The sequence below is a fragment of the Polaromonas sp. YR568 genome (genome assembly GCF_943372955.1).
Classification (GTDB): Bacteria; Pseudomonadota; Gammaproteobacteria; order Burkholderiales; family Burkholderiaceae_C; genus Polaromonas.
This window is the reverse complement of sequence record NZ_CALSAL010000002.1, coordinates 696,826-720,399: the sequence shown is the minus strand read 5'-3', so window position 1 is coordinate 720,399 and position 23,574 is coordinate 696,826. Positions and strand designations below refer to the sequence as shown.

The 23,574-nt window shown below is 63.4% G+C and carries 20 protein-coding genes; 16 read left to right on the top strand and 4 right to left on the bottom strand.

Annotated elements, in window-relative coordinates; all coding sequences use genetic code 11:
* Positions 1-120 precede the first annotated feature (120 nt).
* On the bottom strand, positions 121-339 hold the full coding sequence (locus AAG793_RS09310) for a DUF3460 family protein (RefSeq protein ID WP_341907105.1): 219 nt from the start codon (positions 337-339) through the stop codon (positions 121-123).
* Between the two features lie 184 nt (positions 340-523).
* Between AAG793_RS09310 and AAG793_RS09305 the strand changes: the two genes are divergently transcribed.
* Complete coding sequence (locus AAG793_RS09305; RefSeq protein ID WP_341907102.1) at positions 524-1,051, top strand: outer membrane protein assembly factor BamE; 528 nt, start codon at positions 524-526, stop codon at positions 1,049-1,051.
* A gap of 20 nt (positions 1,052-1,071) precedes the next feature.
* Here the strand turns inward: AAG793_RS09305 and AAG793_RS09300 are convergent, their stop codons facing one another.
* Together AAG793_RS09300 and metG are read right to left on the bottom strand one after the other, a co-directional pair.
* Positions 1,072-2,742 (bottom strand): SulP family inorganic anion transporter, encoded by a 1,671-nt coding sequence (locus AAG793_RS09300; protein WP_341907099.1) that lies wholly within the window; start codon positions 2,740-2,742, stop codon positions 1,072-1,074.
* Positions 2,743-2,824: 82 nt separating this feature from the next.
* Positions 2,825-4,975: a methionine--tRNA ligase gene (gene metG, locus AAG793_RS09295; RefSeq protein ID WP_341907096.1), complete on the bottom strand. Its 2,151-nt coding sequence runs from the start codon at positions 4,973-4,975 to the stop codon at positions 2,825-2,827.
* A gap of 232 nt (positions 4,976-5,207) precedes the next feature.
* Between metG and apbC the strand changes: the two genes are divergently transcribed.
* Positions 5,208-6,308 (top strand): iron-sulfur cluster carrier protein ApbC, encoded by a 1,101-nt coding sequence (gene apbC / locus AAG793_RS09290; protein ID WP_341907093.1) that lies wholly within the window; start codon positions 5,208-5,210, stop codon positions 6,306-6,308.
* A gap of 35 nt (positions 6,309-6,343) precedes the next feature.
* On the opposite strand, the gene AAG793_RS09285 is transcribed toward apbC, so the two are convergent.
* Positions 6,344-6,868, bottom strand: coding sequence for an alpha/beta fold hydrolase (locus tag AAG793_RS09285; RefSeq protein WP_341907090.1), 525 nt, complete (start codon positions 6,866-6,868; stop codon positions 6,344-6,346).
* Between the two features lie 77 nt (positions 6,869-6,945).
* Between AAG793_RS09285 and AAG793_RS09280 the strand changes: the two genes are divergently transcribed.
* From AAG793_RS09280 to AAG793_RS09215, 14 genes are all read left to right on the top strand, one after another.
* A complete protein-coding gene (locus AAG793_RS09280; protein WP_341907087.1) occupies positions 6,946-7,413 on the top strand; it encodes an Lrp/AsnC family transcriptional regulator in 468 nt (155 codons plus the stop codon).
* 23 nt (positions 7,414-7,436) lie between these two features.
* Entirely contained in the window at positions 7,437-9,320 is a 1,884-nt protein-coding gene (locus tag AAG793_RS09275; protein ID WP_341907083.1) for an NADH-ubiquinone oxidoreductase-F iron-sulfur binding region domain-containing protein, read from the top strand.
* Positions 9,317-12,196 (top strand): formate dehydrogenase subunit alpha, encoded by a 2,880-nt coding sequence (fdhF, locus tag AAG793_RS09270; protein WP_341907080.1) that lies wholly within the window; start codon positions 9,317-9,319, stop codon positions 12,194-12,196. The genes AAG793_RS09275 and fdhF overlap by 4 nt, the downstream gene beginning before the upstream one ends.
* A gap of 77 nt (positions 12,197-12,273) precedes the next feature.
* A complete protein-coding gene (locus AAG793_RS09265; RefSeq protein ID WP_341907077.1) occupies positions 12,274-12,882 on the top strand; it encodes a DUF3305 domain-containing protein in 609 nt (202 codons plus the stop codon).
* A complete protein-coding gene (locus AAG793_RS09260) occupies positions 12,869-13,654 on the top strand; it encodes a DUF3306 domain-containing protein (RefSeq protein ID WP_341907074.1) in 786 nt (261 codons plus the stop codon). The genes AAG793_RS09265 and AAG793_RS09260 overlap by 14 nt, the downstream gene beginning before the upstream one ends.
* Positions 13,581-15,719, top strand: coding sequence for a 4Fe-4S binding protein (locus AAG793_RS09255; protein ID WP_341907072.1), 2,139 nt, complete (start codon positions 13,581-13,583; stop codon positions 15,717-15,719). The genes AAG793_RS09260 and AAG793_RS09255 overlap by 74 nt, the downstream gene beginning before the upstream one ends.
* Before the next feature lie 14 nt (positions 15,720-15,733).
* Positions 15,734-16,363 carry a molecular chaperone TorD family protein gene (locus AAG793_RS09250; RefSeq protein WP_341907069.1) on the top strand — a complete coding sequence of 210 codons (630 nt, stop codon included), beginning with the start codon at positions 15,734-15,736 and terminating at the stop codon, positions 16,361-16,363.
* A gap of 308 nt (positions 16,364-16,671) precedes the next feature.
* Positions 16,672-16,881 (top strand): formate dehydrogenase, encoded by a 210-nt coding sequence (locus AAG793_RS09245; RefSeq protein WP_341907067.1) that lies wholly within the window; start codon positions 16,672-16,674, stop codon positions 16,879-16,881.
* A 26-nt stretch (positions 16,882-16,907) separates the two neighbouring features.
* A complete protein-coding gene (locus AAG793_RS09240; RefSeq protein WP_341907065.1) occupies positions 16,908-19,877 on the top strand; it encodes a formate dehydrogenase subunit alpha in 2,970 nt (989 codons plus the stop codon).
* Positions 19,878-19,889: 12 nt separating this feature from the next.
* Complete coding sequence (fdh3B, locus tag AAG793_RS09235) at positions 19,890-20,510, top strand: formate dehydrogenase FDH3 subunit beta (RefSeq protein ID WP_341907062.1); 621 nt, start codon at positions 19,890-19,892, stop codon at positions 20,508-20,510.
* Entirely contained in the window at positions 20,507-20,749 is a 243-nt protein-coding gene (locus tag AAG793_RS09230; RefSeq protein WP_341907058.1) for a hypothetical protein, read from the top strand. Before fdh3B ends, AAG793_RS09230 begins: the two co-directional genes overlap by 4 nt.
* A gap of 19 nt (positions 20,750-20,768) precedes the next feature.
* Positions 20,769-21,938, top strand: coding sequence for a formate dehydrogenase subunit gamma (locus AAG793_RS09225; protein ID WP_341907055.1), 1,170 nt, complete (start codon positions 20,769-20,771; stop codon positions 21,936-21,938).
* Between the two features lie 25 nt (positions 21,939-21,963).
* Positions 21,964-22,392 (top strand): hypothetical protein, encoded by a 429-nt coding sequence (locus AAG793_RS09220; RefSeq protein ID WP_341907052.1) that lies wholly within the window; start codon positions 21,964-21,966, stop codon positions 22,390-22,392.
* Positions 22,393-22,493: 101 nt separating this feature from the next.
* Positions 22,494-23,537 (top strand): formate dehydrogenase accessory sulfurtransferase FdhD, encoded by a 1,044-nt coding sequence (locus AAG793_RS09215; RefSeq protein ID WP_341907050.1) that lies wholly within the window; start codon positions 22,494-22,496, stop codon positions 23,535-23,537.
* The last annotated feature ends 37 nt before the right edge of the window (positions 23,538-23,574 follow it).

Here is a 23,574-nt window from a genome sequence, read left to right as displayed (position 1 = left end):
AGGCGCTGTCGCGTCCGTCAGCGCCAGTTCGCCAGCAGGCGGCAGCGCGTCCAGTGAAGGGGGCAGGGGTGTTTGCGACATGGGTCGACCGGCGGGCGCTGGCAGGTTTCGCTGAAAGATTTACTTCGCGTTGTCGTGGCCGCTGGTGCCGTAGACGTAAGGCTTCTGGGGCACGCGGGCCTGCGCGTACTCGGCCTGGTCGCCGCGGTTCAGGTTCTTGTCCCAGAGCAGGGCACGGCCGGCGCGTTGCTCGGCCTCCAGCGTGGGCTTCTTTGCCTTGAGCTGTTCAATGAACTGCGTGGTATCTGACGTGTAATCGGGGCGGCGGAAGAAAGGCATGGGGCTAAACTGTTCAGTGCGTGTAGTTGCGTGATTTTACCGGGGAGCGCCTGTGCGGCCTTTATCGCGATATTCGTTGCCGTCTTTATGGCTTGCTGCCGGAGCCGCCGCGCAGGTGCCAAAGGCGATGCCCAGGCCACTAGAGACCGCCGGCCCCCACTTTTTCATCAGGACGTTGCTCGTTATGGGTTTGCTGTCTTTCATTTTGGGTCTGGTCGGCTGCGACCAGCAGCGCATTGCGGAGCTGGAAGAAGGCGTGTCCACCGAGGCCGATGTGCGGGCGCGCTTTGGCGAGCCTGAAAAGGTCTGGACCGCTGCCGACATGGCCAGCCTGCCCTTTCCGGGTGCGGCGGCTGCCCCCGGTGCGCGAACGCTGGAGTACAACCGCCAGCCGCAGGGCATGGTCAATTACATGATCACGGTGGGTGCAGACGGTCGTATGACCGCCCTGCGCCAGGTGCTCACGCCGCAGAACTTCGAGCGGGTACTGCCCGGCATGTCGATGGAGCAGGTGCGCAAGATGCTGGGCAAGCCGATGAAGATCACGCCCTACGCGCTCAAGCAGGAAACCCATTACGACTGGCGTTATCTGGTGCCGCCCAACGTGCCATGGGTGTTCACCGCGATCTTTGACACCGATTTGAAGGTGGTCCGCACCACCATGGTGGAGGAGCAGAGTCTCTTTCCTCCGGGCAACGGTGGTAGCCGCTAGGGCGGCTGGTGCGCTGAGGCTTAAAGCAACTCGACTTTTTCCAGAAACCCGGCCTGCTCCATCACTTCGCGCGGCTGGGCATTGAGCCCGGCCAGCAGCAGGCGGCCACCGCGCAGCACGATGGCCTTGTGCAGCTGCTCCAGCACATCCATGCCGGAGGTGTCGAGCAACTGCAGCGACTGCACATCCAGCCGCACGGCCAGGCCCTGCGGCGCGTTTTCCACCGCCGTGAGGATGGGATCCACCTTGGCGACGGCGCCGAAGAACAGCGAGCCATACAACTGGAAGCTGGCCGAATCGGCGGTACGTGAGGTCTCCACCACCTGAAACAGCGAGCTCATGCGCCGCGCCAGCAGCACGCAGGCCAGCACCAGACCGACCTGCAGCGCTACCGTCAGGTCGAATATCACCGTCAGCAGAAAGGTGCCCAGCATCAGCAGCCGGTGGTGGTTGCTGGCCTTGTGAATCTGCGCAAATTCACGCCACTCGCCCATGTTCCACGCCACGTACAGCAGAATGCCCGCGAGGACAGCCAGCGGCACATGCACCGCCAGTGGCGCCGCGACCAGCACCACCGCCACCAGCGTGACCGAATGCACCAGCCCCGAGACCGGAGAGGTGGCACCCGCCCGCACATTGGTCACCGTGCGGGCAATCGTGCCAGTGGCCGGCATGCCGCCGAAGAAGGGCACCACAAAATTCGCCACACCCTGCGCCATCAGTTCCTGATTCGGGTCGTGGCGCGGCAGGCCGGAAATCTGGTCGGCCACCCGTGCGCACAGCAGCGACTCGATGGCGCCGAGCAGCGCAATCGTCAGTGTGGGCGCCACCAGCAGTTGCACGGTGCTCCATGAAAAGTCGGGCAGCTCGAACGCGGGTAGTGTGCGCGGAATGCCGCCAAAGCGGGTGCCGATGGTGTCAACCGGCAGCGACAGGACATAGGCAAACGCCGTCAGCGTGATCAGCGCCACAATCGGCCCCGGCATGCGGGATGCCAGCCTGGCGGCGCGCCAGAGCTGCACGCCTTCCACCGCCTGCATCATTCGGGTGATGCGGACGCTGAAACCGCTGGCGATGCGGGTCTGGGTGTCAAAAAGGCGCGGCCACACGAACAGGCCCAGCAGGCATGCCAGGCCAATGCCCAGCGCGAGTGGATTGAAGCTTTCCATGTGATTGGCCATCACACGCAGCTGCGAGAAGAAGTCGGCCGGCATCTTGGCAATCTGCAGCCCCAGCAGGTCCTTGACCTGCGACAGCACGATCAGCACCGCAATGCCGTTGGTAAACCCCACCACGATGCTCACCGGCACGTAGCGCACCAGCGTACCGAGTTTGAGGAAGCCGAGCACAAACAGCAGCACACCGGCGCACGCGGTGGAGATCAGCAGGTTGGCCAGGCCATAGCGCTCGACGATGCCGTAGACGATGACGATGAAGGCGCCCGCCGGCCCGCCGATCTGGACTGCCGATCCGCCCAGCGCAGAAATCAGCGCGCCGGCGATGATGGCCGTCCAGATGCCGGCTTCCGGTTTGAGGCCTGAGGCAATCGCAAAGGCCATGGCCAGTGGCAGCGCCACAATGCCGACTGTCACACCTGCGCCGGCGTCCTTGAAGAAGCGCTCGCGGTTGTACCCGTTCAGCGCCGCCAGCAGGCGGGGCCGAAAAGGTGCGAGGTAAGCCGGCAAACCCATGTGCCCCTATTGTGCATCTGGCCTTCGGGTGCGGCGCATACGCCGTATGGCGGGTATCCGGTGCCTTGTCTGACTGGTTGTGTCAGCGCACGCGCATGCCGGGCGTGGCGCCGGGCAGCGGCTCCAGCACGTAGATGCCGGGGTTGGCCTTCTCGTCGCCATGGCTGGCGGCCAGCACCATGCCTTCACTGATACCGAACTTCATCTTGCGCGGTGCCAGGTTGGCCACCATCACGGTGTGCTTACCGATCAGGTCGGCGGGCTGGTAGGCGCTGGCGATGCCGCTGAAGACGTTACGGGTTTTGCCTTCGCCCAGATCCAGCGTCAGGCGCAGCAGCTTGGTCGAGCCTTCGACGGCTTCGCAGTTGACGATCAGCGCGATGCGCAGGTCGATCTTCGCGAAGTCGTCGATGGTGATGGTAGGGGCGAGTGACTCACCGCCGGGCAGGGCAAGCTCTGCTGCCGGCTGGGCGGGTTCGGCGGATGCGGGTGGCTCAAACAGGGCTTCGAGTTGCTCTGGTGTGACGCGCTGCATGAGGTGCTGGTACGGCCGAATGGTTTGACTAGCCATCATGACCTTCTCGCTGATCTGATTTGCCGCAGCCTCCCCTTCAGGTCTGACCAGGATGCCCTGCGCATCGGTCCAGGTGAGTGGTTCGATATTCAAGAACTCTTCAACCTTTTGTGCGGTTGCCGGCAAGACCGCCTTGAGGGCCAAAGTGAGCAACCGGAACATCACAAGACTGAAGGAGCACACGATGTGCAGTTCCTCCAGTTTCGCCGGGTCTTTTGACAGGTCCCACGGCGCACGGCTGCTCACATACTCGTTCGCCATGTCAGTGAGGCTCATGACGGCTCGCAGAGCCTTGGAATACTCCCTGCGTTCGAAATCCCGCTGAATCTCAGGCAGGAGTTCAGCAAATGTTCCCATCAGTTGTACTTCTTGCAGACTGTTCTGGTAGCCAACCGCAAGGCGACCATCAAATTTCTTGTTGATAAAGCCCGCAGTGCGGCTCGCAATATTGATGTACTTGCCTACCAGGTCGCTGTTCACCCGCGCCATGAAGTCGTCGGCGTTGAAGTCAATGTCCTCATTGCGCGCATTGAGCTTGGCGGCGAGGTAGTAGCGCAGCCACTCGGGGTTCATGCCCAGGCTCAGGTACTTCAGCGGGTCCAGCCCGGTGCCACGGCTCTTGCTCATCTTCTCGCCGTTGTTCACGGTGAGGAAGCCGTGCACAAACACGTTGTCGGGCGTCTTGCGGCCGCTGAAATGCAGCATCGCGGGCCAGAACAGGGTGTGGAAGGTGACGATGTCCTTGCCGATGAAGTGGTACTGCTCCAGTCCCGGCGTGGCCATGTAGGCCTCGTAATCTTCGCCACGCTTTTCGAGCAGGTTCTTCAGCGAGGCGAGGTAGCCCACTGGCGCGTCCAGCCAGACATAGAAGTACTTGCCCGGCGCGTCGGGAATCTCGATGCCGAAGTAGGGCGCGTCACGGCTGATGTCCCAATCGCCCAGGCCTTCGCTTTTTGTGCCATCGGGGTTGGTACGCACCGAGAACCATTCCTTGATCTTGTTGGCCACCTCGGGCTGCAGCTTGCCGTCTTGTGTCCAGTTCTCCAGAAATTCCACACAGCGCGGGTCGGACAGCTTGAAAAAAAAGTGCTCGGAACTCTTGAGCTCGGGCTTGACGCCCGACAGGGTGGAGTACGGATTGATCAGGTCGGTGGGCGCGTAGACCGAGCCGCAGACTTCGCAGTTGTCGCCGTACTGGTCCTTGGCGTGGCACTTGGGGCATTCGCCCTTGATGTAGCGGTCGGGCAGGAACATGTTCTTTGCCGGGTCAAAGAACTGCTCGATGGTGCGCACCTCAATCAATGAGCCATCGGCGCGATCACGCAGGTCGCGGTAAATCTGCTGTGCCAGCGCGGTGTTCTCGGGCGAGTGGGTGCTGTGCCAGTTGTCAAAGCTGATGTGAAAGCCATCCAGATAGGGCTTGCGGCCTGCCGCGATGTCGGCCACGAACTGCTCCGGGGTCTTGCCGGCTTTTTCGGCCGCAATCATGATGGGCGCGCCGTGCGTGTCGTCAGCGCCCACAAAGTTCACCGCATGGCCCTGCATGCGCTGGAAGCGCACCCAGATGTCGGCCTGGATGTATTCCATGATGTGGCCGATGTGGAAGTTGCCGTTGGCATACGGCAGGGCGGTGGTGACGAAAAGGCGGCGCTGGGTCATGGGGTCTGGAGTAAAGGCGCCCGGTGAGGCGTGATGGGCTAACCCGCGATTTTAAGTCGCGGCGTCGGGTCGTGGCGTTGACGGTAGGGTTGAGATCGGCCGGGCGGCCATTCCCCTTCCCAGCGGCGGGTTCGGGGCGGGGCGTTAGACTTCCGGGCTGCGGCTGCCAACGGTGCCCTGTGCCCAGAGCCGCCGCCCTCACCCAAGCTAGATACCACTGGAGACTTTCCCGATGCCCCCCGAGCAGCCACAACAACAGGCGGTCCTGAACGCCGTTCAAACCGTCGTCGATCCCAACACCGGGAAAGACTTCGTCAGCACCAAATCCATCAAGAACCTGCAGATCACCGGTGGCGATGTGGCGTTTGACGTGGAACTGGGCTACCCGGCCAAGAGCCAGATCGCCGGCTTTCGCAAAAGCCTGATCGCCGCCGTCAAGACCGTGCCCGGCGTGGACAACGTGTCCGTCAATGTGACGGTGAAGATTGCCAGCCACAGCGTGCAGCGTGGCGTGCAGCTGCTGCCCAATGTGAAGAACATCATTGCCGTGGCTTCCGGCAAGGGCGGCGTGGGCAAAAGCACTACTGCCGTGAACCTGGCCCTGGCCCTGGCGGCCGAAGGCGCGAGCGTCGGCCTGCTGGACGCTGACATCTACGGCCCCAGCCAGCCCATGATGATGGGCATCGAAGGCCGGCCTGAAAGCGTGGACGGCAAGAACATGGAGCCGATGGAGAACTACGGCATCCAGGTCATGTCGATCGGTTTTCTGGTCGCGCAGGACGAAGCCATGATCTGGCGCGGCCCCATGGCCACCCAGGCGCTGGAGCAGCTGCTGCGCCAGACCAACTGGAAAGACCTCGACTACCTGATTGTTGACATGCCGCCCGGCACCGGCGACATCCAGCTCACCCTGAGCCAGCGCGTGCCGATGACGGGCGCAGTGATCGTCACCACGCCGCAGGACATCGCGCTGCTCGATGCCAAGAAGGGCATCAAGATGTTCGAGAAGGTGGGCGTGCCCATCCTCGGCATCGTGGAGAACATGGCGGTGCACATCTGCAGCCAGTGCGGCCACGCCGAGCATATTTTTGGCGAAGGCGGCGGCAAGAAGATGGCGGCCGACTACAAGATGGACTACCTGGGCGCGCTGCCGCTGAACATGCAGATCCGCCTGCAGGCCGACAACGGCCGGCCCACCGTGGTGGCCGACCCGGATGGCGACGTCGCCGGCATCTACAAGGCGGTAGCGCGCAAGGTGGCGATCACCGTGGCGGCCAAGGCCAAGGACTTCTCGTCGAAGTTCCCGACCATCAAGATTTCCAAAGACACCTGACCGTTGGGCTGACCGGTGAGCTGACCGCTGGCCAGTCAGCGCCAGCGCTCAACCAGCGCCCAGCCTTCGGGCCAGGCGCCCAGCCCGCTGTCGGCATTGAGGTGACCCAGTGCTCCCAGCGTAATGTGCTCCGTCCCCCAGGCGTGGACATGCTGGCGCGTGTAGCCGGGGCTGGAGAAAGGGTCGCTCTCGCTGCTGACCAGTGTGGCGTGGCGGCCTCCCAGGTCGTCGGGCACTGAGCCGAAGCCCTGCGCCTCCGGCGGAAAGTTCGGGCCCGCCGGGTCGGGCACCGCCACCAGCAGCACGCCGCGAACCGGGCGCTGTGACCGGTGGCACCAATGCGCGGCGACGAGGCAGCCCAGGCTGTGCGCCACCACGATGGGGGGCTGCGTGGCATTGGCCACAGCCTGGTCCAGCACTTTCACCCATTCATCGCACACCGGATGGTCCCAGTCGCGCTGCTGCACGCGCGTGACGCTGGGGTGTGCCGTTTCCCACAGGCTTTGCCAGTGGCCGGGGCCGGAGTTGAAGATGCCGGGCACAAGAAGTACGGGGTGCATGACAGTCTGCCTCAAGAAGTGGGGATGCACTACGATAGAGTTCGAGCCCGCTCCGGGCAATGCAAAAGTATCGGAAGATGGTTGCACGAACCTTGAATTCATCGGCAGTCGAACTGGACAAAAAAGACCGTGCCATCCTGAAGGCCTTGCAGCTCGATGCGCGCATCAGCCTCTCGTCGCTCGGCAAGAAGATCGGCCTGTCGCAGCCTGCGGTCAGCGAACGGGTCAGGAAGCTGGAAGATGCGGGCGTGATCGATGGTTACGCGGCGCGCATCAACCTCAAGGCTGTCGGTCTCGGCTTGCAGGCCATCGTGCGGGTGCGCACCACGCACGAACACATCCAGCGCTACCTGGCCCTGTTCAAAACGCTGCCGGCGGTGCTGGAGGTTTTCCGCGTCACGGGGGACGACTGCTTTGTGCTGCGCTGCGCCTTCGGCGAGCCCGGTGAACTGGAGACGGTGGTTGATGCGCTGGCCGCTTACGGCAGCGTCACCACCTCGCTGGTGCTCTCGCACCCGATGTCGCAGGCCGCGCCGCTGGGCTAGGCCAGCTCTTACCGCATCAACGCATGAATTCAGTGACTTCCATTCCGCTCGGCACTGCCGATGATTTGCGCCAGGGCCTGCGCCGCGTGGGCAAGCTCAAGGGGCGCCAACCCGACGACACATCGCTGACCGAGGTGCGCGCGCTGATCGGCGCACGACCTCCCGAAGGGCATCGCCGTGACCTGCTGATCGAGCACCTGCACAAGCTCAATGACGCCTACCGCTGCCTGCACGACCGGCATCTGGTGGCGCTGGCCAAAGAGATGAACATTCCCATGGCCGAGGTCTATGAGGTGGCCACGTTCTATCACCACTTCGAGGTGGTGCGGGGTGATGATGCCGCTGCGCCGGGCCGCCCCAAGCGAGGCGTCACCCCCTCGGGGGGCAGCGAAGCACACGCAGTGGCGAGCGTGGGGGTCAAACTACCGTCGGCGCTGACGGTGCGCGTGTGTGACGGCCTGGCGTGTGAGCTGGCCGGTGCGCAGGACCTGCTGGCGCGCCTGCCCACACTTTTGGGCGATGTGGACGTGCGCGTGATTTCGGCGCCCTGCATCGGCCGCTGTGAGCAGGCGCCTGCTGCAGTGGTGCACCAGTGCCCGGTGCCGTTCGCCACCGCCGACAAGGTGGTGGCCCAGGTCCGCAATGGCCAGACCAGCCATCTGGTACCCGCGGCGGTCGCCCCCTTTTCAGCGGCCGACCATGCTGGCTCGGCGATTCCCGTGCCGACCGATCCAGTGGAGCGGTGCAGTCCTGCGTACACCGACTACGCCACCTACCGCGCGCAGGGTGGCTACGCGCTGGCGGCGGCGCTGGTCAATGGCGAGGACGATGTGGAAGATGCGCTCCGGGCGATGGAGGACTCCGGCCTGCGAGGTCTGGGCGGTGCTGGTTTTCCAGCCGGGCGCAAATGGCGCATCGTCCGTGATCAGCCAAGTCCTCGCCTGATGGCTGTGAATATCGACGAAGGCGAGCCCGGTACTTTCAAGGACCGCACTTATCTCGAGCGCGATCCGCACCGCTTTCTCGAAGGGCTGCTGATTGCCGCCCAGGTGGTGGGCATTGAAGCCTGCTACATCTATCTGCGCGATGAATACCATGGCTGCCGCGCCCTGCTGGAAGCCGAAATCGCCAAGCTGCATTCCGACCCGCCTTGCCCGTTGCCGCATATCGAGCTGCGGCGTGGGGCAGGTGCCTACATCTGCGGCGAAGAGTCGGCCATGATTGAAAGCATTGAAGGCAAGCGCGGTGAACCCCGCATGCGCCCACCCTACATCGCGCAGGTGGGTCTGTTCGGCCGGCCCACGCTGGAGCACAACTTTGAAACCCTGTATTGGGTGCGCGACATCATTGAAAGAGGCCCGCAGTGGTTCAGCGGCTTTGGTCGCCATGGGCGCAAGGGCCTGCGCTCCTTCAGCGTGAGTGGCCGGGTCAAACAGCCGGGCGTCAAGCTGGCGCCTGCGGGCATCACGCTGCGCGAGTTAATCGACGAGTATTGCGGCGGTATGCAGGATGGCCACTCGCTGTATGCCTATCTGCCGGGCGGCGCGTCGGGCGGCATCTTTCCAGCCAGCCTGGCCGATGTGCCGCTGGACTTCGACACCCTGCAGCCTCACGGCGGCTTCATCGGTTCAGCCGCAGTCATTGTGCTGGGCCACCACGACAGAGCGCGTGACGCAGCGCTGAACATGATGCGTTTCTTTGCCCACGAAAGCTGTGGCCAGTGCACGCCCTGTCGCGTCGGTACCGCCAAGGCGGCGACGCTGATGGAGGCCCCCGCATGGGACCACGCCACGCTGGAAGACCTGAGCGGGGTGATGACCGATGCATCGATTTGTGGACTCGGCCAGGCGGCGCCGAATCCGGTGCGCTGTGTGCAGAAGTACTTCCCACACGAGGTGACCGCATGAACGCGCCAACCCGGATTGAAGAGGTGGCCCTGCAGACGGTCGAGTTCAAACTTGACGGCAAAACCGTGCAGGCCTTTGAGGGTGAAACCATTCTGAAAGCCGCCGAGCGCAACGGCGTGTGCATTCCCCACCTTTGCTACAAGGACGGCCTGCGTGCCGACGGGAACTGCCGCGCCTGCGTGGTCGAGATCACCGGCGAGCGTACGCTGGCGCCCAGCTGCTGCCGCAGCGTCACCGCCGGCATGGAAGTGCAGGCGACCAGCGAACGCGCCCTCAAGAGCCAGAAGATGGTGCTGGAGATGCTGCTCTCCGACATGCCGGACACCGGCTACAAATGGAATGAAGCCGATGAGTCGCTGCAGCACGGCGAGCTCAGCGAATGGGCGTCGCGCATGAAGGTGAGCGTGCGTCCCGAACTGAAGGCGCTGCGCCGCGAGCAGCCTGTAGCCGACGTGTCGCACCCCGCCATGGCAGTCAACCTTGACGCCTGCATCCAGTGCAACCGCTGCGTGCGCGCCTGCCGCGAGGAGCAGGTCAACGACGTCATCGGCTACGCCCTGCGCGGCGCGCACAGCGTGATCGTGTTCGACCTGAACGGCCCCATGGGCGACAGCACCTGTGTGGCCTGCGGCGAATGTGTGCAGGCTTGTCCGACCGGCGCGCTGATGCCCAAGACCCAGGTTGGCTCGCAGGTGGTGGACAGGAAGGTGGACTCGGTCTGCCCCTTCTGCGGCGTTGGCTGTCTGCTGACCTACAAGGTGAAAGACAACCGCATTGTCAGCGTCGAGGGCCGCGATGGTCCGGCCAACCACAGCCGTCTGTGCGTCAAGGGCCGCTTCGGTTTTGACTACGCCCACAGTCCGCAGCGCCTCACGGTGCCGCTGGTCCGCAAGGCTGGCGTACCGAAGGACCCGGAGGCGCTGCAGCACCTGAACAGAGACACTGCCGACTGGTCAGACGTGTTCCGCGAAGCCACCTGGGAAGAAGCCCTGGCGCTGGCCGCCGGCCCGCTCAAACACCTGCGCGACACCCATGGAAAAAAGTCGCTGGCCGGTTTTGGCTCAGCCAAGGGCAGCAACGAAGAGGCCTACCTGTTCCAGAAACTGGTGCGCACCGGCTTTGGCTCGAACAACGTCGACCATTGCACACGTCTGTGCCATGCGTCCAGTGTGGCGGCCTTGCTCGAAGGTGTGGGTTCGGGCGCGGTGAGCAACCAGGTGAACGATGTCGAGCACTCGGACCTGATTTTCCTGATCGGCTGCAACCCGACCAGCAACCACCCGGTGGCCGCCACCTTCATGAAGAACGCCGCACAGCGCGGCGCCAAAATTGTCGTGGCCGATCCGCGCGGCACCGAGATCGCCAAACATGCCTGGCGCGCCTTGCCCTTCAAGGCCGACACCGACGTGGCCATGCTGAACGCATTGATCCACACCGTGATTGACGAGGGGCTGACAGACGAAACCTTTATCCGTGAGCGTGCCAGCAACTACGAGGCGCTGAAGGAAAACGTCAAGGGCTACAGCCCCGAGGCGATGGCGCCCATCTGCGGCATTCCGGCCGAGACGCTGCGCGAAGTGGCGCGGGCTTTTGCTACGGCCAAAGGCGCGATGATTCTCTGGGGCATGGGCGTGAGCCAGCATGTGCATGGCACCGACAACGCGCGTTGCCTGATCGCACTGAGCACTGTCACCGGGCAGATCGGCAAGCCGGGTTCCGGCCTGCACCCGTTGCGCGGTCAGAACAATGTGCAGGGCGCGAGCGATGCGGGCCTGATTCCGATGATGTTCCCCAACTACCAGCGGGTGGACAACGCCGAGGCGCATGCGTGGTTCGAGAAATTCTGGAACACACCGCTGGACGAGAAGCCCGGCTACACCGTGGTCGAGATCATGCACAAGGCGCTGGCGCCCGACACCGACCCGCACAAGGTGCGCGGCATGTACATCATGGGCGAGAACCCTGCCATGAGCGACCCGGACCTGAACCATGCCCGCCACGCGCTGGCCAGCCTGCAGCATCTGGTGGTGCAGGACATCTTCATGACCGAAACCGCGTGGCTGGCTGACGTGGTGCTGCCGGCCACCGCCTGGCCCGAGAAGACTGGCACGGTGAGCAACACCGACCGGATGGTGCAGCTGGGCCGGCAGGCCATCTACCCGCCGGGCGAGGCCAAGCCTGACCTCTGGATCATTCAGCAGGTCGCTGAACGTTTGGGTCTGACCTGGAACTACGCAGGCGAGCACGCTGGCGTGGCGGCTGTGTACGAAGAAATGCGCCAAGCCATGCACGCGGCCATCTCCGGCATCACGTGGGAGCGGCTGCAGCGGGAGTCCAGCGTCACCTACCCGTGCCTCACCGAAGACGACCCCGGCGCGCCCACGGTGTTCATCGACCACTTTGCCACTGACGACGGGCGGGTGCATCTGGTGCCGGCCGACATCATTCCGGCCAACGAGCGGCCGGATGCCGATTACCCGTTTGTGCTGATCACCGGCCGGCAACTGGAGCACTGGCACACCGGCAGCATGACGCGCCGCGCCACGGTGCTGGACGCCATTGAGCCGATGGCCACCGCCTCGCTCTGCGGCGACGACTTGCAAGCGCTGGGGCTGGCCCCGGGCGATGTGGTCACGGTGCAGTCGCGCCGCGGGCAGGTCGCCCTCCATGTGCGCCGCGACGACGGCACGCCGCGCGGCGCGGTGTTCATCCCGTTCGCCTATTACGAGGCGGCGGCCAACCTGATGACGAATGCCGCACTGGACCCGTTCGGCAAGATTCCCGAGTTCAAGTACTGCGCGGTGGCGGTGCGCAAAGGGGGTGTTCTGGCCTCCTCAGCAGGCTACGGGCCGCAAGCCGAGCCTGCTGCGCAGTAAGTGCCCGCTACCGCCTGAACCGGCAGTCAATGAACCTGTGACTGCAGGGTGGGTATTGCCCGCCGTACACTCCCCGGATGTCTGACTTCCTGCTCCACACCGCCAACCCGGAGGCCGGGGTGCGCCGGCCTTTTGTCGAGGTCGCGGTGGTGATGCGCCGTGAGCGGATCGACAACCGCTGGCAGCCCTGGCGCTGGTCGCTCGCCGACATCGTGCCGAACGAGGACGGTTTCGGCGCGCAGGCGCGGCTGCTTCTCAAGGACGACAGCGAAGAGCGTTGGCTGCACCCGGGCTTCAAGGTCGAGCTGTTCACCGACGACGCCGAAGGCTACTACCTCAACGTGACCACCGAGACACCGTGCTTCTGGGTGGTGTGGCGCATGGAGGAAGAGGCGGCGCTCGCTGAAGAACCTGTCGCGATTCCGCAAACCGTCACCCTGAGTTACCACGACGCCGGTCGCTGGCTGGACGCACAGGAAACCGTGGAGCAGGTGCCCGTGACTCTTGAGATCGCCGAGTGGATGCAGGCCTTTGTGGACCAGCACCATGTGCTGGAAGCCAAGCGCCGCCAGCGGCCGCAGAGCTTCAAGTCCCTGACAGATCGTTTTGGCAACCCGGCGCGCGTCAGCACCGACAAGACCTTTGGTGGTGGTGGCGGTGGAGGAGGGGGGCGTGGCCGTGGCTGAAGACCCGAATGGTTTTCTTGGCCGCTGGGCCCGCCGCAAGACGGCGGTGCTGCAGGGCAAACCCGTTGAAGATCCGGCGCCAGAAACCAAGGCGCCGGTGCCCTCCGTCGCAGCGGCACCTGCTGGCACTGTCGCGCAAACGCCAGCAGGTGATTCCCGTGCAGCGGTGCCCGCAAGCGGATCCGCAGCCAACGAACCCGCCAAGACCTTGTCGCTGGACGACGTGCGCACACTGACCAAGGACTCGGACTTCAAGCCCTTCATGGCCGGCGATGTCGGCCCGGAAGTGCGCAACGCCGCGATGAAAAAGCTCTTTACCGACCCGCACTTCAACGTGATGGACGGTCTGGACATTTACATCGACGACTACTCCGTGTCCGAGCCGATCCCGGAGTCCATGCTCCGGCAGATGACCAGCGCCAAGTTTCTGAACCTGTTCGACGAGGACAAGGAAGAAGACAAGAAAGACGACCAGAAGGGCGGCCAAAAGGACGGAGTTGCCGCCCCACCAGCGGGGGAAAGTGCGTACCCGCCAGACAGCGAAAGCGTGGCACAGTCCCCCCAGTCCCCGGCGGCATTGCCAGCCGGTCCCTCCGGAGCTTTAGACCCTTCACCCATTCCAGGGTCTTCCGGTTTTCCAGATACCGATACCAGCCAGCCTGTTCCCGTTCCGGGGGCAGAAGCCAGCCCACAGCACCATGCCCACACTGATTTGCGACTGCAACCAGACCATGCCGCTCCAGCCCCCCACGCTGGGCGCGGCACTGAATGAAAAACTGACCCTGCACTCGGCCCTGTGCCGGCGCGAGATCGGCAGTTTCCAGAAAGCCATGACGACGGGCGACGACGTCGTGGTGGCCTGCACCCAGGAAAAGCGCGTCTTCGCCGAGGTGGCCAGCCAGACCGAGGGCGTCACCTCCGTCATCAAGTTTGTGAACATCCGCGAGACCGGCGGCTGGAGCAAGGACGGCGCCAGCGCCAGCCCCAAGATCGCCGCACTGCTGGCCGCTTCGCACCTGCCCGATGCGGAGCCGGTGGCGACCGTTACCTACAAAAGCAGCGGCCGTCTGCTGATCGTCGGCCCGCTGGACCGGGCCGAGCAGATCGCTGCGCTGGTGGCCGACACGCTGGACGTGACGATTTTTGCGCAGGGCGTGTCTGCCCAGCCGCAGCAGGGATTCCCCGCGCAGGAGCGCAAGTACCCGGTGATCAGCGGCGAGCAGTTGTCTTTGACTGGCTGGCTGGGTGCGTTTGAAGCCAGCTGGCAAAAGAGCAACGCGATTGACCTCGACCTCTGCACACGCTGCAACGCCTGTGTGACGGCCTGCCCCGAAGGCGCGATTGATCTCAGCTACCAGGTCAATGCCGACAAATGCACGGCCCACCGCGACTGCGTGGCGGTGTGCAAGGTGGCCGGCGCCATCGACTTCACGCGCGAGCCGCAAAAGGTCACCGAGAAATTTGACACCGTGCTTGACCTTGGCGCTTCGCCGCTGATCGGCCTTCATGCGCCGCCGCAGGGCTACTTTGCCGTCAACGCCTCGGCAGGACTGGCATCGCCGGGCCTGCTGCCGGCCGTGATGAAGCTGCGCGAACTGGTGGGCGAATTCGAGAAGCCGAAGTTTTTTGCCTACAAGCAAAAACTGTGCGCCCACAGCCGCAACGAAACCGTGGGCTGCAACGCATGCGTGGACATTTGCTCGGCACAGGCCATTCGCAGCGAAAAAAGCCGCCAGCAGATCGTCGTCAACCCCAACCTGTGTGTGGGCTGTGGGGCCTGCACCACGGTCTGCCCGACCGGTGCACTCACCTACGCGTATCCGCGTGCGAGTGAGCAGGGCGTGCGGCTGAAAACACTGCTCTCCACCTACACCAAGGTAGGCGGTACCCATCCGGTGCTGCTGCTGCACAGCCAGACGCAGGGTCAGCAGACGGTGGAGGCACTGGGCCGTGCGGCCCAGCTCAACAAGACCGTGCGCGGCGTGCCCGCCAACGTGATTCCGCAGCCGCTGTGGCACACCGCCAGCGCCGGCATTGATTTGTGGCTCAGTGCCATTGCCCTCGGCGCATCGCAGGTGGCGGTGCTGGTGACGGACGAAGAGGCGCCCGCCTACCTGGAAGGCCTTGCCGATCAGATGAATGTGGCGCAGGCTCTGCTCACTGGCATGGGCTATGCCGGTGTGCATTTCCAGCTGGTGCGCGCCAGTGCGTCGGGCGATGAGCCACTGAAGACCCTCGACGCCGCACTGCAGGCCCTGAGCCGCGCACGCCCGGCTGTACCTTCGGCCACGGCCCGGTTTGCAGTGGTGCAGGAAAAGCGCAGCACGCTCGACATGGCGCTCGACCACCTGATGAGCCATGCGCCTGCACCGCTGCCAGAGGCGGTGGCATTACCGGCCAAGGGCTCGCCGTTCGGCAACCTGAAGGTCAACGCCGACACCTGCACGCTGTGCCTGAGCTGCGTCAGTGCCTGCCCGGCCAGCGCGCTGCAGGACAACCCGGATCGGCCACAGCTGCGCTTCATTGAGAAGAACTGCGTGCAGTGCGGCCTGTGCGCCAGCACCTGCCCCGAGAACGCCATCACGCTGGAGCCGCGCCTGCTGCTCACGCCGCAGCGCAAGGAAGCCCGCGTCCTCAATGAATCCCAGCCCTACCAGTGCATCCGCTGCAGCAAGCCCTTCGGCACGCTCAAGGCGATCGAGTCCATGCTTGGCAAGCTGGCAGGGCATGCGATGTTCCAGGGCGCCGCTGCCGACCGCCTGAAGATGTGCGGCGACTGCCGCGTGATCGACCTGTACTCGGCCGAGAACGAAACCAAGATCACCGACATCCGCTGACGAACCTGCAAACCATGACGCAAGCTCCTGTCTCCACTCCCGTTTCAACTTCCACCCTCGACGAAGAGACCGCCCGCGCCGAGGTCTATGGCCTGCTGGCGGCGCTGTACTACGCTGCGCCCTCCGCCGAGCTGCATGAGAGTCTGCGTGTGGCCGTGACCGAAGCACCCGCTGCTGGCGCACTGCTGGAAAGCTCCTGGCGCGATGTGGTGGCTGCGGCGCGCGAGATGCCGCTCGCCGACATCCAGCGCGAGTACGAGGCGTTGTTCGGCGGTGTCGGCAAGCCCGATGTGTACCTCTTTGGTTCTCATTACCTGAGCGGATTTCTCAACGAAAAGCCGCTGGCCCTGCTGCGTGAAGACATTGCCGCCCTCGGGCTCACGCGCGATGAAGCCATGTTCGAAACCGAAGACCATGTGTCTTATGTCTTCGAGGTGATGCGCTACCTGATTGCCGGCGACGATGTGGCGGTGGCCAATCTCACCCGGCAACGCGAGTTCTACACCCGCCATGTGCAGGCCTGGGTGCCGGCCATGTGTGACGCGGTGGCTGCGCATCCGGCAGCGCGTTTTTATCGCGCACTCGCTGCTTTTACCGGGCACTTTGTCAGCGTCGAAACCCAGGGCTTCGACATGCTCGTCTGAGTGGTTCGGGCTTTCACTCTTTGTAACGCTTTCGGCCCTGTTTTCGTTGTGCGCCGCCTGTGTGTGCGTGGTGCGTAAAGGGTGTGGTGTAACGGTGATTCAAAGGGTTTTCACTAGTCCCCATTTATCTCAATTTGAGACACTTGCATGCATGAAGACAGTGCATCGCAACGATAAGATTACTTACCTTTTTGGTGCAGAGTCTTGTGCGGGTTATCACATTGGTTGAAGCCCCACTCTGACGTAAAGTATGTAAACAAGAACATAGGTTCAGACCACGTACCGTCCTTGCTTTCCAGGAGACCGATATGAACGACAGTCAACCCAAACCCTCACGCCGGGGTTTCTTTTTTGGTGCAGCCGTCACGGGTGCCGCCGCTGCCGCCGTGGTGGCTTTGCCCGGTGCGCCAGCCCTGCAGGCTGAAGCTGTGGAGACCCTGAAGCCAGCCCCTGAAAAAGGCGGTGGCTACACGCTCTCCGAGCATGTCAAGCATTACTACAAAACCACGCGTATCTAATCGATTCACCCTCTACGGAGAGCTTCATGCTGCTCACGAAAAAATCCAATGATGTTCATCCTGCGCACCGCGCAGGCTCCACGCGTTTTGTGCAAAGCCTCTCACGCGGGCTGTCCGGTGCACTGCCGACCATGGACCGCCGCGCATTCCTGCGTCGCTCCGGTCTCGGTGTCGGCGTCGGTCTGGCAGCGACCCAGCTGACGCTGGTGAAGAAGGCCAAGGCGGCCACGCCGGGTGCAGGCGATGGCACCGGCAAGATCGAAGTCAAGCGCACCGTCTGTACGCATTGCTCGGTGGGCTGCGCGGTTGATGCCGTGGTGGAAAACGGCGTCTGGGTTCGCCAGGAGCCGGTGTTCGATTCCCCGATCAACCTCGGCGCCCACTGCGCCAAGGGCGCCGCCCTGCGCGAGCACGGCCATGGCGAGTACCGCCTGCGCTACCCGATGAAGCTGGTGAACGGCAAGTACGAGCGCATCAGCTGGGATGTGGCGCTGAACGAGATCACCGCCCGCATGCAGGAACTGCGCAAGGCCAGTGGCCCTGATTCCGTCTACTTCGTGGGTTCGTCCAAGCACAACAACGAGCAGGCTTATCTGCTGCGCAAGTTCGTGAGCTTCTGGGGCACCAACAACTGTGACCACCAGGCGCGTATCTGTCACTCCACCACGGTGGCTGGCGTGGCCAACACATGGGGCTACGGCGCCATGACCAATTCGTACAACGACATGCAGAACAGCAAGTGCGCGTTGTATATCGGCTCGAACGCGGCCGAAGCGCACCCCGTGAGCCTGTTGCACATGCTGCACGCCAAGGAAACCGGCTGCAAGATGATTGTGGTGGACCCGCGCTTTACCCGCACCGCTGCGCGCGCCGACGAGTACATCCGCATCCGTTCCGGTTCGGACATCCCGTTCCTGTTCGGCATGCTGTACCACATCTTCAAGAACGGTTGGGAAGACAAGAAGTACATCAACGACCGCGTCTACGGCATGGAGAAGGTCAAGGAAGAGGTCATGGCCAAGTGGACGCCGGACAAGGTCGAAGAGGCCTGCGGTGTGCCCGAGAAGCAGGTCTACATGGCTGCCGAGATGATGGCCAAGAACCGTCCTTCCACCATCGTGTGGTGCATGGGCCAGACCCAGCACACCCATGGCAATGCCATCGTTCGCGCCTCGTGCATTCTCCAACTGGTGCTGGGCAACGTCGGCGTGTCCGGCGGCGGCACCAACATCTTCCGCGGCCATGACAACGTGCAGGGTGCAACCGACGTCGGTCCGAACCCGGACTCGCTGCCCGGTTACTACGGTCTGGCCGAAGGCTCGTGGAAGCATTTCGCCAAGACCTGGGGCGTGGACTTCGACTGGATCAAGGCCCGCTACGCATCGGCAGCCATGATGGGCAAGCCCGGCATCACGGTGTCTCGCTGGGTCGACGGTGTGCTCGAAAAGAACGAACTGATCGACCAGGACCCGAACTTGCGCGGCGTGTTCTTCTGGGGCCATGCGCCCAACTCGCAGACCCGTGGTCTGGAGATGAAGCGTGCCATGGACAAACTGGACCTGCTGGTTGTGGTCGACCCCTACCCATCGGCTACCGCCGCCATGGCTGCGATGCCGGGCAAAGCCGAAGACCTCAACCCGAACCGTGCGGTGTATCTGCTGCCAGCGGCCACCCAGTTCGAGACCAGCGGCTCGGTGACGGCTTCCAACCGTTCCCTCCAGTGGCGCGAGAAGGTGATCGAGCCGCTGTGGGAAAGCCGCAGCGACCACATGATCATGCATCAGTTCGCCGAGAAGCTGGGCTTTGCCAAAGAGCTGTCCAAGAACTACAAGATGCAGAAGGTCAAGGGCATGGACGAGCCTGTGCCGGAAGATATCCTGCGCGAAATCAACAAGTGTGTGTGGACCATCGGTTACACCGGTCAGAGCCCTGAGCGCCTGAAAGCGCACATGCGCAACATGCACCTGTTCGACATCAAGACGCTCAAATCCAAGGGCGGCAAGGACAAGGAAACGGGTTACGACACCACCGGTGACTATTTCGGTCTGCCATGGCCCTGCTACGGCACGCCGGAAATGAAACACCCCGGCTCGGCCAACCTGTACGACACTTCCCGTCACGTCATGGACGGTGGCGGTAACTTCCGCGCCAACTTCGGCGTCGAGAAAGACGGCAAGAACCTGCTGGCAGAAGACGGCTCCCACTCCAAGGGCGCCGACATCACCACCGGTTACCCCGAATTCGACCACCTGCTGCTCAAGAAGCTGGGCTGGTGGGATGAGCTCACCGACGCCGAGAAGACCGCTGCCGAGGGCAAGAACTGGAAGACCGACTCTTCGGGCGGCATCATCCGCGTGGCGATGAAGAACCACGGTTGCCACCCGTTCGGCAACGCCAAGGCTCGCGCCGTGGTGTGGAACTTCCCGGATGCGATTCCGCAGCACCGCGAGCCGCTGTATGGCAACCGCGCCGACCTGCAGGCCAAGTACCCGACGCACGACGACAAGAAGGCGTTCTGGCGCATGCCGACGCTGTACAAGACGATCCAGCAGAAGAACATCGCCGACAAGGTGCACGAGAAGTTCCCGCTGGTGATGACCTCTGGTCGTCTGGTCGAGTACGAGGGTGGCGGCGAGGAAACCCGCTCCAACCCGTGGCTGGCCGAACTGCAGCAGGAAATGTTTGTCGAGATCAACCCGAAAGTGGCGGCCGAAAAAGGCATCCGCAACGGCGAACGCGCCTGGGTCAGCACGCCAACCGGCGCACGCCTGAATGTGCAGGCCCTGGTGACCGAGCGTGTGGGACCGGACACCGTGTTCCTGCCCTTCCACTTCTCGGGTCGCTGGCAAGGCGCCGACATGCTGGCTTACTACCCGAACGGTGCTGCACCAGTGGTTCGCGGTGAGGCCATCAACACGGCCACCACCTACGGCTACGACAGCGTCACGATGATGCAGGAAACCAAGACGACGGTCTGCAACGTCGAGAAAGCATAAGAGGACACAAAAATGGCACGGATGAAATTCGTCTGCGACGCTGAGCGTTGCATTGAGTGCAACGGCTGCGTGACAGCCTGCAAAAACGAGCATGAAGTTCCCTGGGGCGTGAACCGCCGCCGCGTGGTCACGCTCAATGACGGCGTTCCCGGCGAGCGCTCCATTTCGGTGGCCTGCATGCACTGCAGCGATGCACCCTGCATGGCGGTTTGCCCGGTCAACTGCTTCTATCGCACCGACGAAGGTGTGGTGCTGCACGACAAGGACATCTGCATTGGCTGCGGCTACTGCTCCTATGCCTGCCCGTTCGGCGCACCCCAGTTCCCGGCTTCGGGCACCTTCGGGGTTCGCGGCAAGATGGACAAGTGCACCTTCTGCGCCGGTGGCCCTGAAGCCAACGGCAGCCAGGCCGAGTTCGAGAAGTACGGCCGCAACCGTCTGGCCGAGGGCAAGCTGCCCGCCTGTGCCGAGATGTGCTCGACCAAGGCGCTGCTCGCTGGTGATGGCGACGTGGTGGCGGACATCTTCCGTGCCCGCGTGGTCCAGCGCGGCAAGGGTGCTGAAGTCTGGGGCTGGGGCACTGCCTACGGTTCCAAGCAAGCAGGCAATCCACCTGCAGGAGCAAAGTCATGATGACCAGAACCCTCACACTCGTTTCGGCACTGGTGGCCGTGGTTGGTCTGTCTGCCTGCGGCGATAAGCCGCAGGGCATGGGCGGCGTCAAGAGCGATGTGCCGCCGTTCAAGGGCGTCGAGACCAAGTACGCTGAGCCAGGCTGGAAAGCCGGCGACAAGACTAGCTGGGAGCAGGCCCTGAAGGCCCGTGCCCAGTACACGCAAAACGAGTACAGCCGTACGACGGCCCCGAAATAAACTGACGGAGGCCCGAGTCATGGTGCGTGCAAAGTTTGCAGTTTTTCTGGCCGCCGCGGCCCTGAGCGGGCTGGCCATTGCCCAGGCGCCTGTATCCGCAGCAGCGCCTGCGGCAGCGGCCGCTGCGCCCGCCACCGGCGGCATTCAGGGGCAGAACATCTTCGAGGTCAAACCCGAAGCCAGCGCTGACCCCAACTACGCCAAGCAGACCAATGGCGAACGCGCCCAGGTCCAGCCCGGCAACAACGCGCCGATGTGGCGGCAAGTCGGTGAAGGCGTGACCGGCTTCACCAGCCTGCCCAAAAGCATGGCGCCGGAAGCCGGCAACCTGATCCAGCCGTTTGTGCAGTACCCCGGCTCGCGCCTCACCAACGCTGGTGAAGCGTGGCGCCAGGTCCGCAACAACTGGATCATTCCCTACGGTGGTTCGCTGGTGCTGATCACGCTGCTGGCCATTGCGATCTTCTACAAGACCAAGGGCACCATCATGCTGCACGGGGCCGAGACCGGCCGCAAGATCGAGCGCTTCACACCGTTCGAGCGTGCCGCACACTGGTCCAACGCGATTGCATTCTGTGCGCTGGCCATCTCTGGCCTGGTCATGGCGTTTGGCAAGTTCTTCCTGCAGCCCATCATCGGCGGCCTGCTGTTTGGCTGGCTCACCTATGTGCTCAAGAACGTGCACAACTTCGCCGGCCCGCTGTTTGCGGTGTCTCTGGTGATCGTGTTCGTCACATTCCTGAAGGACAACTGGCCACAGAAGGGTGATCTGAACTGGGTTCTCAAAGGTGGTGGCCTGATTGGCAGTGCCGAGCCACCCTCGAACCGCTTCAACGCTGGCGAAAAAATCGTGTTCTGGGGCGGCGTGTTCTTCCTCGGACTGATCGTGGTGGCTTCCGGTTTCGTGCTCGACATGATTGTTCCAGGCATGACCTACGAGCGCTCGACGATGCAGATTGCCCACATGGTGCACGCCATCGCTACGGTGCTGATGATGTGCATGTTCCTCGGTCACATCTACCTGGGCACGCTCGGTCAGGATGGAGCCTACAAGGCCATGCGCACCGGCTATGTCGACGAGACCTGGGCCAAGGAACACCACCAGTACTGGTACGAAGACGTCAAGGCTGGCAAGGTGCCCGCCCAGCGCAGCCCGACCACACCCCCTGGCCAGACGGTTCAGGCCTGACGAACGAAACGTGAAAGAGGATGGTATGAAAAACGCCCTGAAACACCTGATTGCCTTGGGCATGCTGGCCGGCTTTTCTGTCGGCGCCATGGCCAAGTTGCCTGCGCTGAGCGATGAAGCCAAAGCCAAGGCCGCTGAAACGGCTGCCAAGACTGCCTGGACGGGCAAGGTCGACGGCTACCTGCTGTGCAAGTCGATGGACAAGGTCGCTGCCAGCTATTACAAGTCGGCCAAAGCGTCTGGCAAGGACACCAAGCCTGCCACCGCCACACCGGCTTGTGCCGACCCCGGCCCGTTTGTTTACACAGCAGCCGCGCCGAGTGCACCCGCTGCGCCGGCGGCCAACGCCAAGCCGATTGAGGCTGCAGGCGCACATTCACCCTCTGGCACCACGGTCAGCCCGCCGAGCGGCAAGGCGCCTGATGCAGTGGTGAACCCGGCCAAGAAGTCCTGAACGGACGCCTGAGCCATCCGCTGAGAACCTTCACTTCACAGCATAAGCCGGCCTGCCAAGCGCCGGCTTTTTCTTTTTTGCTGTAGCCTCTGCACCCCAACATGTCTGCGTCATCCACCGTGTCGTCCCCGTCCGTTACCAAACCCGCCGACTCCGTCAGCCCCGCCGGCCTCACCCATGCGCCGGCGTTGCCGTACCTCAGCGCGGCGCACGCCCCGCTCACCTGCGAGGTGGACGCCGTCAATGAATTCGGCGATCACCAGCGCATCGCCATTCCATCGGAACGTGCACTCACGGTGTATGTCGACAAGCGTGAGCTGGTCACGCTGATGACGCTGGGCGCCCACCCCGAACTGCTGGTGCTGGGTTATCTGCACAACCAGCGCCTGGTGCGTTCTGCCGGCGATGTCGAATCCATCACGGTGGACTGGGATGTTGGTGCCGCCGCTGTCAAGACGCGCCACGGCATCGTCGACATCGAGGAAAAAACTGCACGCCGCGTGGTCACCACCGGTTGCGGTCAGGGCAGTGTGTTTGGCGGTCTGATGGACGAGGTGGACCAGATTGTTTTGCCCGCCGGTGCGCAGATAACGCAGAGTCAGCTCTACAGCCTGGTCAACACCATCCGGCTGAAAGAGACCACCTACAAATCAGCCGGCTCGGTGCATGCGTGCGCGCTGTTCTCATGCCTGACGCCCGAGCCTGAGATGCTGCTGTTCGTCGAAGACGTGGGCCGCCACAATGCCATTGACACGATTGCCGGTTGGTTATCGATGAATAGAGCCCCCACGCTCCCCACTGCGTGTGGTTCGCTGCCTCCCGAGGGGGCGCGTTTCGACTTGGGGCGGCCCGGCGTCGAAACTGTCCCGCCCACGCAAGCGGCATGGGACGGCCTTGTGTTCTACACCACCGGCCGCCTGACCAGTGAAATGGTCATCAAGTCGGCGCAAATGGGCGTGCCCATCGTGATCTCGCGCAGCGGCATCACCCAGATGGGTCACCAGATTGCGCAAACCGTCGGGCTGTGCGCCATCGGCCGGGCGACCAACAAGCGCTTTGTCTGTTACGCCAACCCACAGCGCCTGCAGCTGCAACCCGGTCTGGTGTCCCGGCCGGAGACCGCAACCGAGGCCAAGACTGACTGAGACTATCAAATCCCGTGTTGACAGGCGGTTAACCCGG